Genomic DNA, 12263 nt, shown 5'->3' on the forward strand with positions numbered 1-12263 from the left:
GTTAGTATCTACTGAGGTCCCAGGTTTGGAACACCTGATTGACATCGTCCAGATTCGCGAGGCCAGCGATAAGAAGAGCAGCGTACCAGTCAGACGGGGAGACACTCTTGCCTACACGAGACTCAAAGTGTCGCTGCCCACGGTCAAGCAGCTCGTCGAGATTGTCTGAAGTGCTGATCGTCTTTCCGGACCGCCCCTGTTGGACTCCCTTCCGTGCGAGAAAGTAGGAGAGCTCACCATCCTCATCATCAACCGCGCTGGGAACGGCCTCCTGAGCCAGATCTGATGGGGCGACATCTAGGCTATCAAACTGCTCATCTACCGACTCACCGAACTCAGCAGCCCCATCAGTGCTACTCGCAGGAGATTGACTCCCAGTGCCAGTCCCGGACGCCACGTCTGGTTCTCTGGGAGACGGTGCCTCCTCACCGCCAGAACTCACCGTAGAGGGACTAGACGGCTTCTCGCCATCAGGCTCCATCGGAGCGAAGGGGTCGGATGGGCTCTCATCATCATCATCAGTCCCCTGCGCTTCCTGGTCATTACCACTCATGCGACCACCTCAGATCCCAGGTATTTTTGAATCCGATCATAGTAAGGTGGAGTCTCAGTGTCTACCTCACGGTCAGACAGGTTGGCCTTGCGCTCGAGGTACGCAGCGAGGATGTCATACCGGTCTGCAGTCCGTTCGTGCTTCTCACCACCGTGGCCATCGGCGATCACACTTCGAAGGGACCCGCCCCCGTTAGCCATCTTCTCAAGAGTCGCCCGGTCACCAATAGCGATGGGGGTCGTGTACTCGTCACTGTCGATGATCCGAGCCGCAATCTTACACTCTTGAACCGAAGAATAGTCGACCATATTTGGGACAAGTGCAGACACAGTCATAGAGATCCCCAAGTCGGACTCAATGCCGTTCAGGCTCTCGCGAATCCCTCCAACGGAGGACTGTCCCTTCTCAGACACGGTAAATGGGACTACAACGTTCTGAGAAGCAGCAAGAGCCTGGTTGAGCTTCAGGTTAGCTGAGCCATCAACGTCGTAGATGATCACATCATACTCGGTGTGAAGCCTCTCCCGTGCAATCTGATCGCGGAGCTGCACACAAGGTTCAAACTCCCTTCCCTCCATCTGCGCCATACTTTCGGCCTTTCGATAGTAGCTTTCAAAATTGCTATCATTCACGTGCCGAGGGAGGAGGTCGAATCCCTCCTCTTCCTGCGCTACGACGATATCAGTGAGAGAGGCATCAGAGCCCAGTCCCATAATGATCTTCGAGAGACATGGATGCTGTTGGTCCTTGGCCCACTCAACGTCCCCAAGGAACCAGGTAGCACTCACATTCTGTGAGTCCAGATCGACAAGAAGTACATCATGGCCAGCATCGGCGTGAGCACGAGCCAGATTGATAGCAGTTGTTGTTTTGCCAGTACCGCCAGCCTCCGTCGGGATGGAGTATGTCAGCATTGGTTCACCTCAGGTAGGAACACCCAAGAAGTCCGGCACTATCACACACTGCTGTGTGATACGGCCACATCTTGGCTGTTCCCATCCTGGTTTGGCCGACGTGAACCACCATCTTAAACCCTCGTAAGACACTAATCAACTCCCTGATCAGACAGAAGTACATCAAAGACTGGAGACAGTTGTAGACCTCAACACTGTAAGTAGTGCAACTAGTACGCGGCTTACACCCACTGGTTCCTCAAGACTAACAATATTATTCACCTGCTAGAATACCCCGTTGCTGTAGACCGGCTAAACAGTGTACCACGGTGATTAGAGTCAATGATTACACGTAACAAGTCAGCTTAGCGGGAGAATCGGATTAGGCGTTCTAACTGCCTGAAAGACGGAATTATTGGATTTCTCGGTCGAACCCTCGTGTTCTCTTTATATGTGGCTAGCGGGAGGGGTTTTATACTGGGGGACCGTTTCAATCGTCCTCATAGCGCCCAGAAAACCTTCGATAACAAGAGCAGAGGAGATCGAGGATGTTCGTGGCTACAGTGAACATTCGTTTTCGGTAAGAACCCACAGAAGAGCGTCCACCAACACCGCTTCAGCATCAGTCGGTGTCTCGTCACTCCGCTCGACGATCCCCGCTACCTGCGTAGCGTACGGCTCGAACTGTGGATACTCAAGCACGTTTGCGTCCTCCCGATCTGTGAACTCCGTCCACTGCCTGATCACCTGATCATCGACAACGCTCCGGATGAGAGGGGCAAGGACAGCAATATCGTCTGTCTCTCCGCCGAGATTGGCCAAGGCAGATGCCAAGGGTGGTGAGACCGTCACCTCGACAGGAGTCTCGCGAGCCTCGGGATCGACCGTTCCACGGACCACACCACCAAGGTACTCCCGCAGAGCCTCCTCGCACGCATCAGCCACAGATGAGGGCTCACGCCTGGCGAGGAACAACGGCCCGACGAGATCCAACTGTGAAGTTAATTCGGGTGGTGCATCTCCCTCGTCTGAATGTGTAGGTGGATTTGGATGCTTGTCGGTGTCGGCAGGTTCCCCGCTCCCTACCGTCGACGCGGAGTCCGTCGCGGCCGCTGAGGACCCTTCAGCAGGCTCGCTTGGTGTATCAACCTCAGGTGCCGGATCGCCGCCCGCATCGTCTGTGACCGCTGTCCCACCGTCGCTGGCAGCTTCGGCTTCCCCACCGCTCGCTGCTGGAGACTCGGCTTCGGGATCTGCGGATGGCTCGTCACTCACCGACTGGTCGTCCTCACTGAGCTGGTCGCGAGCAGCCTCGATTTGGTCGACCAACTCGTCGATACTGCGATCAGTCCCAGCTGCCAGTTTGCGGATGTACGGGTCAACATCGTCAGAGTCGGCTTGGATACCGACATCCAACCGGCTCACGTTTCTGGGCTGTTCTCCGTCGCGGTTGTTTTGCTCATCAGTAGTCATCGGCTGGTCTGTCGCGAACTCTGTATGTGTCTGGTCACGCTGCGCTTCCCCGACGGGAAGGACACGTCGCGTCTCGCGCTCGCTGATCTCGTCCCACACGGAGACATCTCGATCCCGCCAGTCTTCGGGAGCCACGCGGTCAGTCGGGTCGACTGTCGTGTCAGTGTCGTGTGTGCGCGAGTGCAGCCCTTTTCCCATCCACCGCGGGTACTGCCACTGCCCGTTCTCGACGAGTGTATAGACCTCTGCATCGTGAGCGCTCCAGAAGATCGAGTCGAACCGTTCGAACTCACTCCCACCGCGCCGGAGGTGTGTCCCGACAGTATGGACTGGTTGCAGGGTATCGATTAGCTCGCCAATCGCCTCCGTCGTCGGATGCGTCGCAATCCGGGCATCGGTAACTGGCGTCCCCACGACATCTGCTACGCGCGAACTGTAGTCGGGGAACTGATAGACGACACTACCGTCACGCCTGTCCGGCGTGTCGACGTAGTTCAACACAGCATTTGCAGAGCCGCCCCGACCGTCCGCAGGCGCCGCAAGGGTGATCTGGCCCTCATCAACAACGTCCTCGGGGTCACCGAACACAGGAACCGTTTCAACACCCGCGCCGATTCTCTCTGTCGCGCCGAGTAACTTCCCGACGCGGCCGACGGCCGTCGTCGAGACATCTATCGCAAGCTCCTCAGACACGCGCGCGATCTGCGACCCCACTTGTGCCCCCAACGGCCCGGGAACCGGGACGACAACGCGATTCCCGTCTGCGGCTGCCGCCAGCATCTGTCCGACCGTGCTCCCAGCCGACCGCTGGATATCACAGTCACCCGTCGCGACGCTCGCGAACAGAATATCGATCTCCAACTTCTCCAGTTCGGATACTGGCAGTGGTGGTTGCCCACCGAGTGGCGTCGGTGTCCAGTCGCCAACAACCAAGATCGTCGTCGCGTCTTGGACGCCAGTGACCCGGATCAAGAACCCAACTGCACCAGGAGCGTGACCACTCGGCACAGGTGCAATCGCAACGTGATTCCCGAAGTGCACCCAGTCGCGGAGTCCAACAATCCACTCGGATCGCAACTCGCCGTGACTCGAGCGATCATACGCGATCGGGAGCAGATCAGCAGTAGTCGGACTCGTAAACACCCGAGTGTCGGGACCAGCAACATCACCGATGCTATAGTAGTGATCGGCGTGAGCGTGGGTGAGCAGGATGCCGTCAACCGACCGCTGGGGGACGCGCTCTGTCTCGAATCCGAACCCTGGGTCAACGAGGAACTCCGTCTCCTCATCAAGCACACTGATGCAAAGCCGGAACGATTGATTCCCCTCGCCAGGGTTGAGAGGTTGGAACTCAATATCCATTCATCCGTGCCTCCTCGCCAGATCAATGAAAATGGGTGTCCGGATAGCGGTGCCAACAGCTGACAGCAGACCATCGAACACCAGATACTGACAAGCTAGGTTCACAGTACGTAGTCACCGGTCCACGGGTTTAATTCCGGTGGAGGCACACACCGAGTGACCGCACTCGCCACCAGTCGTGACCACGACGCCGTGAAAGACGTCAGGTGGCCATCACGGACAGGGCATAGCCAAGAGGAACCCATCACTCACCCCGTCCAAAACCCATATTTGGACGGGGAAACACGCTTCCAGACGTGAGTAAGCAAGACACCAAAGAAAGGGGTTTCTCTCGCGATCAGACTCCTAGCACGCCCCTCCCCGTGAGGATTCCAGTCGACTGTCACGACCTCGCACTGATTGACCACGCGAACCGCAACACGCTCCATATAGTGTATATGCGGTCGTTCACCTATGCGCCGGAACACGGGCCAGATGGGACATCACGAGCGGGAACAGCGATGACAATGTGTGGTCCCCCGCAACCAGGATCACTCCATCCGTTGACCAACCCTCCAGAGGTTGACAATCTCGATGACCAGTTCTGCGGAGGGTGTTGTCGCTCGTTCAAATCAACCTACGGCCAACTCTGAACCGAGTATATAGTCATGAGCAGCAAGCGAACCGGAACTGAATCAAACACAGAAGGCCCGTGGGATCTCCCCGAGCGTCCAGGCCCGACACACAAGCGTTCACACGTCGTTGTGAACGGCTCTACCCGTCATATCGACGCCAATTGCTCAAGTGTGTCAATGGCTCACGAGACAGAGACACGGCCCCTCCACGAGACTGATCTCGACGACACAGACTACAACTGGTGTAAGACGTGTGCCCCGGATCTTGCCGCGCACGAAGGGTAGTTCGCCAGAACGTTTGTCCCAGCAGGATCAGGTGACTGATAGCCCAGTCCACGACACCCATGTCCGACCCAACCGCCCCCACGACAGGAACAGATCCAACGAAGACACTTCTCAGTGAGTCGAGTCTCAACGACAAGGACCTGTGTGACTACGTGGTGAACGTCGCTACGGGTTGTCGTCACGGCTGTAAGTTCTGCTACGTACCAGCAACTCCGAACATCCGAGCCCGGCCAGAGATGCTGTCAGAGAAAGCAGGCGTCGAGAACCCTCAAGGCGAGTGGGGAGAGTACGTCCTATATCGCGACGGCCTCGGAGAGAGACTTGCCGACCATCTGGACCGGAAGCGAACCTGGAGAGAAACAACTGGTGGGCAAGGAATCGTCGGGGTCAGCTTCAGCACTGATTGCTACATGGACGGGAGAGCTGGCAAGATCACTCGAAACGTCGTTGAAGCACTCACCAGCCGGGGGCTGTACACCCGAATTCTCACGCGAAACCCGATCCTCGCACTACAAGATCAAGACGTGATCGTCGACGCAGAGGAATACGTGACGATCGGCTCGTCGATTCCAACCCTAGACGCTGAACTCTCACAGGCCATTGAGCCCAGCGCGCCAGCCCCGCAGCAGCGTCTCCGAGGCCTCCAGAAGTGGAACGATCTCGGGGTGACCACGTTCGTTTCGATGTCACCGACATACCCAACCCACACGAAAGCCGACCTCAGAGAGGTCTTGGAGGCAATTCAGACCGTGGACCCAGACGTCGTCTTCCACGAACCAATTAATCCACGAGCCGGAAATTTCGACCTTACTGTCCAGGCAGCTGCTGACGCCGGCCTGGAGACCCTCGCGTCAGAACTGAAGCAGTTGGAGGATCGGAGTCAATGGGTCGAGTACGCGGTTGACCACTTCCGAGCGGTCCAGTCACTAGCAGCAGAACTTGATATTGATGTGCACCTATGGCCCGACGATCAACTTCTGTCGTATCTCGACGACGGTAACACGCAGGAGTGGCTCGCCACGTGGAAGGCCCGACAATCGCCAGAAGACTTTGCTGACCGGCCATCACCCGACACTGAGCCACCTGCTCTTCCTACCTCTCCCCATCGATCCACATCTCTCACGGAGTTTTGAGCCGATTTGGCGCTGAGGCCCCACGCCATCGCTGTAAACCCTGTTCAATGGCACTCACTAGGGATTACCGCCCCAATATCGGTGGTTTTAACCGGTGGAACGAAGTGTCATTCTCTGTACCGACCCCGCACACAGCCGCAATAGGGGCGGCAAAAAAGCAATGACAACGACTCAGTTAGCTCGCGGACTCGCAAGTGACGAAGACGCACAGACCACCACCGAAGCCGCACTCACAGCGGCTACAGACGGCGCACCAGACGCTCCACCAACGCTAGCACTAGCATTTGTCGACGCCGGCTACGATGTCAGTGTCGTCCAGAAGACGCTCACAGAGAACCTCCCTGCCGTGACGCCACTCATCGGCGCGACGACCGCTGGAGAGTTCATCGATGGCACTGTCGAAGAGGGTGGCATAGTTGTCGCACTCATTCACTCGGACGATCTTGAGGTCGCGACAGCGTTGATCGAAGATGTCGGAGACGATGTGATCGGGACAACAGCCGCGATCGCCGATGAACTCCCGGCAGCTGAAGACCTCCCGCACGAGCACACAGTCGCCATCAACCTGCACGACGGCCTGTCGGGTGCTGGGGAGCAGATCACCCTCGCCCTCTCACAACAACTCGGCAACGTGCCGATGGCCGGCGGAAGCGCTGGCGATGGCCTTCAGTTGAGTGAAACAACCGTCTTCACCGGAGACACGGTCTCGTCAACCGGACTCGCCGTCGCCCTTCTGAATAGCCCACAGCCGTTCGGTGTGGCGAGTAACCACGGTCACGAGCCGATCTCCGACGAACTCGAGGTCACGAGCGCCGACGGGAACACTGTACATGAACTCAACGGCGAACCGGCCTTCGACGTGTATCGCGAGGAGGTGCAGGATCTCGCGATGGATTGGCACGAGATCAACGTCAACGACCTGACCGCAGGCTCCGAGGAGTTCAACGACCTGTTGACTCGGTTCGAATTCGGCGTCCCGACGACTGACGGTGACCTGAAGATCCGCTGGCCGGGGCTGACCGAGACTCCCGACGGAAGCATCCAGTTCGCGACAAGTATTCCAGAGGGTACCACCGTGCGTGTGTGCTACAGCCCGCTCGACGAACAAGTCCCGGCTGCACGTGAGGCCACCGCAGCGGCGGCAGACACACTTGAGACAGATCCCGGTGGCGCACTCGTGTTCGAGTGCTTCTGCCGACAACTCATGCTTGGCGACGACTTCGTCGACGCAGTCGATGCCGTCAGCCAGGAAGCAGGTGTCCCCCTCGCCGGGCTCGAAACCTACGGCGAGGTCTCGATGAACAGAGACGACACGTCAGGATACCACAACGCGACGACGTCCGTCCTACTGCTCCCCTAACCATGCCCGAAACAACACAGATCACCGACGACGACCTCGTCGAGGGCCTTGCCGGGTCACTCGGCGAGGACAAAGCGAGCGAACTCGTGTCGACCGCGAAGACTGAAGCCGGCGTTCACGGGACCGCGCACGCAAAAGACGACGCGATGGACGTGCTCGATGCCGTCGGCGAGATCGCAGACTCACGGCTCGCGTCTGTTGCAGCCAACTCTACGAAGACCCAGCTGCGCTAGTCCGGAACCTACCCGGCGAGCGCAGCGTTCGCGATCTGCTTCGCCTGCTTCACTGCATCGGGGTCCTCGGTCTCGACCGCTCGCGCGATTATTTCTAGCTCATCACGGGTCAACTGTGCGCCGTCCTCTGTGACGTACTCTGGCATCACTGATCACTCCCCTCTCGGGGAAGCCCACCCGTGGAGTTGCACCACAGTGCGCTATCGTGGGTTGACACGATTCACACACCGGATACAGCTGAAGACGTTCGTAGCAAACTCTACATCGGGGACATCGTTCTCGAGTGCTCTAAACGAATGCCTACAGTGAACGCAGATGAATCCATATGTGGCCTGAGGAGGACCCCCGCCGAACCTGTGAAGTTCCAGAGGTAATAACTGGTGATGAGTCACTCGATACACAGAATGCCCATCGACAGACAGGGGGAAGTTTTGGGCTTCGTCCCCGCCTGCAGTAGGGGCAGAGGACTCACCAAGCCGGGTGGAAATCGAACCTAGGTCAGGGGACTTGTTAGTCATGCTGTCCACTCATTATCGCAGGTTTCAGCACGGCACCGGTACTGTTCAACGTAAGTGGGAGCTCCAACTCCGACACTAGGCCCACCAAACCTGTACTCGCCGACGAACTCCCCGATACAGCCGCACTCAGGACAAATGTCCCGGCTGTCGGCAGAGTCGTTTGATCCTGTGTCTCCGCTCTCGCTTGGGCTTGCGTTCCGTCTCATTGCCAGCACTCCCTCTCGGGACACCCACCCACGGAATTGCACCGTGGTGCGCTAGCGTGGGCAGTTAACGGCACCTATCTGAACCGGCTCGCCGCCTCAGTCTGCTATCGCACCTCCGGCCGAAGCAGAACTGTCCCGGCGTTCGTACTGAATCTCAAAGCCGTTGTCGCGGATCTCGATCAGTCGATCAGAGAAATCGGCAGCTTCGTCGTCGGTCAGGCACAGGATGTGAGTCCCAGAGTCGGTATCAAAGGCGTCGGTCCCGGTCCCGTGCATCAGCCGGCCAACACGCTGGGTCTCTTGGCGCCGTGACGACCCCTGACACTGAGCTTCGATAGCCCAGTCGAGATCAGGAATCGACAGTCCTTCGTCGGCAACGCGAGACACGACGGCAACTGGATTGTTTTCGATCAACTCGCTCCGCTCGTCGTCCGGCGTCTCCCCACTCACGAACGGGACATCGAGCCGATCAGCGAGTCGCTGGCCATCCTCCAAGGTCTCGGCGAAGACGATCCCTTTCCCCGGCTTCCGGTCTGCCAGACGGACCACATCGTCGAACTTCTGCTTCTGGGTCCGGTACCGATAGACTAGAATATCTGGCATCGTGATCCAGCCCTCCTCGACGAGTTCCAGCCAGTCCACCGACACGGGGACGCCTGTGAGCGCGAAGATGTAGCTCTCACGGCCATCCTCCCGACACGGCGAGGCCGTCAAGCCGAGCCGATAGTCCGTATCAAGCAACGCCAGTTCGCTGAACTTGTCCGCCGCGATGTGGTGAGCTTCGTCGAAGATGACCACCTTTGGAGCGTCGTCACCGCGGAACTCAGAGATGTTATCACTCCGGCAGAGATATTGATAGGTCTCGACGGTCCACTCCTCGGGGTCGGTAACCATCTCTTCAATGTCCGTCTCCCACTGTTGTTTCAGTGTCCGATTCGGGACGACCACCAACTTCTCGCCGATGATGCGATCGCCCATGACCAAGCCAGTGAACGTCTTCCCAGCGCCCATCGGCCAGGGAAGCGTCACCTGGCCCCACTCCTGCCACTGATCCCAGGCCTCTTGCTGGTAGGGCCGGAGGTCAACCCCACCCGATGCCCCTCTGATGTCCTCGGGATCGATTTGCTCAGGCGAGAACGGAAGGTTTCCGCCGTCGATCAACTCCGCGATGACATCGAACGTGGAGTCATCAGAGACACGAATTGTCGTCTCGTCGACCCGCTCTTCAGCTTCATCCTCAAACGATGACTGCGCGCGATCAGCATCAGCCTCAGATTGGAACTGAAGCAGGTCCCCATCAATACGGACATCCTCGTAGTCGGGTTGTAAGTCAATCCGCTCGCGGAGTTCCTGCGGGAGATCGTCGAACAGTCCGATCAACTCGTCGACACGGTACTCGCGATAAGCTGGCCCCTTGTGGTGGAGGTGCCCGACTGCAAGGTCCAGAAACCGTGGGACGATCAGACGGTAGTCCCCGTCAGGGCTCTGAGGCGGCGCGAAATAGTACGGCTTCGAGGCGAATCCCTCAACATCCTCCTGGTCAAACGACGATAACTCAAGATGGTTCGAGAGTGCTGTTGCGACCTCCGACTGAGCACGGTAGTCACTCGGGAAATACAAATTCAGATTGCCGGGCTGATCACGGGCTAACTCGTCGCACTCATTAAGTGCCTCGCGGGCAGTCGGGCGTGAAACATCAAAATAGTCTGCCACACCTTTGACAGTCAGGTAGGGGCGTGGGACTGCCTCAAGCCGCTGCAGAAGGTCAGTCTCACTGATCGTCCGCCCCGCCTGCGCGTAGCATGAACCACATACAGCTATAGGTTTTAGCCCCCCATCGGCGCTGGGATCGTTCATCACCTCGAAATCGTCAGTGACGGGAGAAGCACCACACTGCCCGCACTCTGATGCTCGCGACAGGACGAGGGAAGCGACCTCGTCATCAACTTCAGCCATACTCCAAAGGCAGTTCCACACCCACTTAAAGCTTTCACGACTGAAACCCGCTGTTTCACCATAGAAACGCCCCGGTTTCAGTATTCAAAGTCGCCTGACAACAACCGAACCAAAGCATTACTGTCGACGCTCCCGTTGACCTGGGCATGGACGACGACCCCCTCGACTTTGACACAACAGAATATAAACCACCAACTGATGTGGCCGACATACTTGCTCAGTTCCGAAATAACGCTGTGTACTCTGAGGCCGATACCACACAGATTGGCGGCGCGATTGAGCGAACTCAGGGCTCTGTCCGGATTAGTGAGAGGTCAATCGGAGAACAGACGACAAGACAGCCCGGAGTCCTGCTGATCAGTGCAACTGGGAATGAATGGGAACTCGCTGGTACCCTGATTCTGCACTATATTAGCATGTACGGGCAACCAAACGAGCTGTACGCCGACCGCGAACACGATCATGGGGGACAAGCCGTTGAGGTAGACGACATCACAGCAGGGTGGGCAGATCCGGACCATGAGAGCGGTCTTGAAGCTTTCCACCAAGGAAGAGAAGCCTACGCCGAATCTGATGAGATCGACATTTCCACGCTCGAAGAACTCACGCGACGAGCAGGCGACACGTTCATCGCCGAAAACTGATCCCGACCGTCTACTGGGTATCGCACGTCGTATGAACGGTGAACAACGAGACATACCACCAGACCTGATCAGAACTGCTATCTGTATCGACTCCCTGTCGGGGACTGATGCGAGACGACAGTTCCGATCTGAATGTCCCTGATGTCTGGGCCGAAGCCGCCGAAAAAGAAGGCATAACATCCTTCGAGTACGCGGTGGACCAGCTCCGACTCAATCCGGCCCCCTCACAAGAAGAGTAGCCGCTGTAGCACGATACAGACTAGGACTCGATGTCGCCGTGCCAGCCACCGCTGGAGAGATCGTGTGGAGACCGTCTTTCACTTCTTGTTATTAAGTCCGAGTGCCCGTTTCGCGGCTCGGATCAGGCTTCGCAATTCAAGCGTTGTCACCGCGATCCCCTCCTCAGTCTGGTGCGGCGTCGGGTAATCGTCGGCATCGGCTTCGCGTCCCTCAAGCGATGCTGACACAGCCTCAGTCCCGTCACTAACTGACATTGAGTCGATCTGGACAGTATCTTCGTCGTCTTGGGTTCGTGATTCAATCGCAGGCGAGTCAGAGTCGTCTTCAAGATCCATCATGTTTCAAGGTCTGGTGGGCTCCGTCTTGGTCCTTCTGCATAGGAGCCCACGTGTCTCAAAGCGTGACCACCACCCGAATCAGGCGACAACTCCCAGTCCCAGAACACCTAGCCCGCAGAGCGATGCGATCAACAGCCCAGATCCGTACAGGATAGCAGCTTGTTCACGAGATACATTGCCGATGAGCAGCGGATTCCCACTGCTGCGATCATCTTCCGTCGCCTTCGCCGAATAAACCCCATACCCGAGTGATGCGATGCCTCCGACCACGAGGTTGAGCAACCCAAACAGCTGGAGCCGACCAGGCAGAAACACAACAAGACTGGTGGACCCGACTCCCAATACACCGCCATAGAGGGCCACCGCACGTACACGTCGGATCATATTCGAGGCTACGTTTCTGGTCGGAAAATCGTTCCCCACCGACCCTCACTACTAACCAACACATCGCAGGC

At 57.7% G+C, this 12263-nt stretch carries 12 protein-coding genes; 5 read left to right on the forward strand and 7 right to left on the reverse strand.

The features are described 5' to 3' along the window. Window position 1: 1 nt before the first annotated feature. From RYH80_RS18435 to RYH80_RS18445, 3 genes are all read right to left on the reverse strand, one after another. Complete coding sequence (locus tag RYH80_RS18435) at window positions 2-553, reverse strand: DUF7970 domain-containing protein (protein WP_370905562.1); 552 nt, start codon at window positions 551-553, stop codon at window positions 2-4. Next, a complete protein-coding gene (locus tag RYH80_RS18440) occupies window positions 550-1467 on the reverse strand; it encodes a ParA family protein (protein ID WP_370905563.1) in 918 nt (305 codons plus the stop codon). The genes RYH80_RS18435 and RYH80_RS18440 overlap by 4 nt, the downstream gene beginning before the upstream one ends. Window positions 1468-2004: 537 nt before the next feature. Further along, a complete protein-coding gene (locus tag RYH80_RS18445; RefSeq protein ID WP_370905564.1) occupies window positions 2005-4281 on the reverse strand; it encodes an MBL fold metallo-hydrolase in 2277 nt (758 codons plus the stop codon). A 958-nt stretch (window positions 4282-5239) separates the two neighbouring features. Between RYH80_RS18445 and RYH80_RS18450 the strand changes: the two genes are divergently transcribed. The 3 genes from RYH80_RS18450 (at window position 5240) to RYH80_RS18460 (ending at window position 7906) form a co-directional block, all read left to right on the forward strand. Continuing rightward, the gene (locus tag RYH80_RS18450) at window positions 5240-6313 is read left to right on the forward strand and encodes an SPL family radical SAM protein (protein WP_370905565.1); all 1074 of its coding nucleotides are present in this window, start codon (window positions 5240-5242) and stop codon (window positions 6311-6313) included. Window positions 6314-6407: 94 nt separating this feature from the next. Continuing rightward, the gene (locus RYH80_RS18455; protein WP_370905566.1) at window positions 6408-7673 is read left to right on the forward strand and encodes an FIST signal transduction protein; all 1266 of its coding nucleotides are present in this window, start codon (window positions 6408-6410) and stop codon (window positions 7671-7673) included. Between the two features lie 2 nt (window positions 7674-7675). Then, the gene (locus tag RYH80_RS18460) at window positions 7676-7906 is read left to right on the forward strand and encodes a hypothetical protein (RefSeq protein ID WP_370905567.1); all 231 of its coding nucleotides are present in this window, start codon (window positions 7676-7678) and stop codon (window positions 7904-7906) included. 8 nt (window positions 7907-7914) lie between these two features. Here RYH80_RS18460 and RYH80_RS18465 read toward each other — a convergent pair whose 3' ends face one another. Together RYH80_RS18465 and RYH80_RS18470 are read right to left on the reverse strand one after the other, a co-directional pair. Next, complete coding sequence (locus RYH80_RS18465) at window positions 7915-8052, reverse strand: hypothetical protein (RefSeq protein ID WP_370905568.1); 138 nt, start codon at window positions 8050-8052, stop codon at window positions 7915-7917. 674 nt (window positions 8053-8726) lie between these two features. Further along, window positions 8727-10586 (reverse strand): DEAD/DEAH box helicase, encoded by a 1860-nt coding sequence (locus tag RYH80_RS18470; RefSeq protein ID WP_370905569.1) that lies wholly within the window; start codon window positions 10584-10586, stop codon window positions 8727-8729. A gap of 146 nt (window positions 10587-10732) precedes the next feature. Between RYH80_RS18470 and RYH80_RS18475 the strand changes: the two genes are divergently transcribed. Then, a complete protein-coding gene (locus RYH80_RS18475; RefSeq protein ID WP_370905570.1) occupies window positions 10733-11230 on the forward strand; it encodes a hypothetical protein in 498 nt (165 codons plus the stop codon). A 107-nt stretch (window positions 11231-11337) separates the two neighbouring features. Then, the gene (locus tag RYH80_RS18480) at window positions 11338-11469 is read left to right on the forward strand and encodes a hypothetical protein (RefSeq protein WP_370905571.1); all 132 of its coding nucleotides are present in this window, start codon (window positions 11338-11340) and stop codon (window positions 11467-11469) included. A 78-nt stretch (window positions 11470-11547) separates the two neighbouring features. Here RYH80_RS18480 and RYH80_RS18485 read toward each other — a convergent pair whose 3' ends face one another. Together RYH80_RS18485 and RYH80_RS18490 are read right to left on the reverse strand one after the other, a co-directional pair. Further along, window positions 11548-11808: a hypothetical protein gene (locus RYH80_RS18485; protein WP_370905572.1), complete on the reverse strand. Its 261-nt coding sequence runs from the start codon at window positions 11806-11808 to the stop codon at window positions 11548-11550. 78 nt (window positions 11809-11886) lie between these two features. Beyond that, complete coding sequence (locus tag RYH80_RS18490; RefSeq protein ID WP_370905573.1) at window positions 11887-12192, reverse strand: hypothetical protein; 306 nt, start codon at window positions 12190-12192, stop codon at window positions 11887-11889. Between the last annotated feature and the right edge of the window lie 71 nt (window positions 12193-12263).

Source organism: Halobaculum sp. MBLA0147 (assembly GCF_041361345.1).
Classification (GTDB): Archaea; Halobacteriota; Halobacteria; order Halobacteriales; family Haloferacaceae; genus JAHENP01.

Excerpts from the sequence above, each read along its gene's own strand:
- RYH80_RS18485 (WP_370905572.1), bottom strand. The coding sequence starts at position 11,808 with ATGATGGATCTTGAAGACGACTCTGACTCGCCTGCGATTGAATCACGA.
- RYH80_RS18465 (WP_370905568.1), bottom strand. The coding sequence starts at position 8,052 with ATGCCAGAGTACGTCACAGAGGACGGCGCACAGTTGACCCGTGATGAG.
- RYH80_RS18490 (WP_370905573.1), bottom strand. The coding sequence starts at position 12,192 with ATGATCCGACGTGTACGTGCGGTGGCCCTCTATGGCGGTGTATTGGGA.
- RYH80_RS18435 (WP_370905562.1), bottom strand. The coding sequence starts at position 553 with ATGAGTGGTAATGACCAGGAAGCGCAGGGGACTGATGATGATGATGAG.
- RYH80_RS18470 (WP_370905569.1), bottom strand. The coding sequence starts at position 10,586 with ATGGCTGAAGTTGATGACGAGGTCGCTTCCCTCGTCCTGTCGCGAGCA.
- RYH80_RS18475 (WP_370905570.1), top strand. The coding sequence starts at position 10,733 with ATGGACGACGACCCCCTCGACTTTGACACAACAGAATATAAACCACCA.
- RYH80_RS18450 (WP_370905565.1), top strand. The coding sequence starts at position 5,240 with ATGTCCGACCCAACCGCCCCCACGACAGGAACAGATCCAACGAAGACA.
- RYH80_RS18480 (WP_370905571.1), top strand. The coding sequence starts at position 11,338 with ATGCGAGACGACAGTTCCGATCTGAATGTCCCTGATGTCTGGGCCGAA.
- RYH80_RS18460 (WP_370905567.1), top strand. The coding sequence starts at position 7,676 with ATGCCCGAAACAACACAGATCACCGACGACGACCTCGTCGAGGGCCTT.
- RYH80_RS18440 (WP_370905563.1), bottom strand. The coding sequence starts at position 1,467 with ATGCTGACATACTCCATCCCGACGGAGGCTGGCGGTACTGGCAAAACA.
- RYH80_RS18445 (WP_370905564.1), bottom strand. The coding sequence starts at position 4,281 with ATGGATATTGAGTTCCAACCTCTCAACCCTGGCGAGGGGAATCAATCG.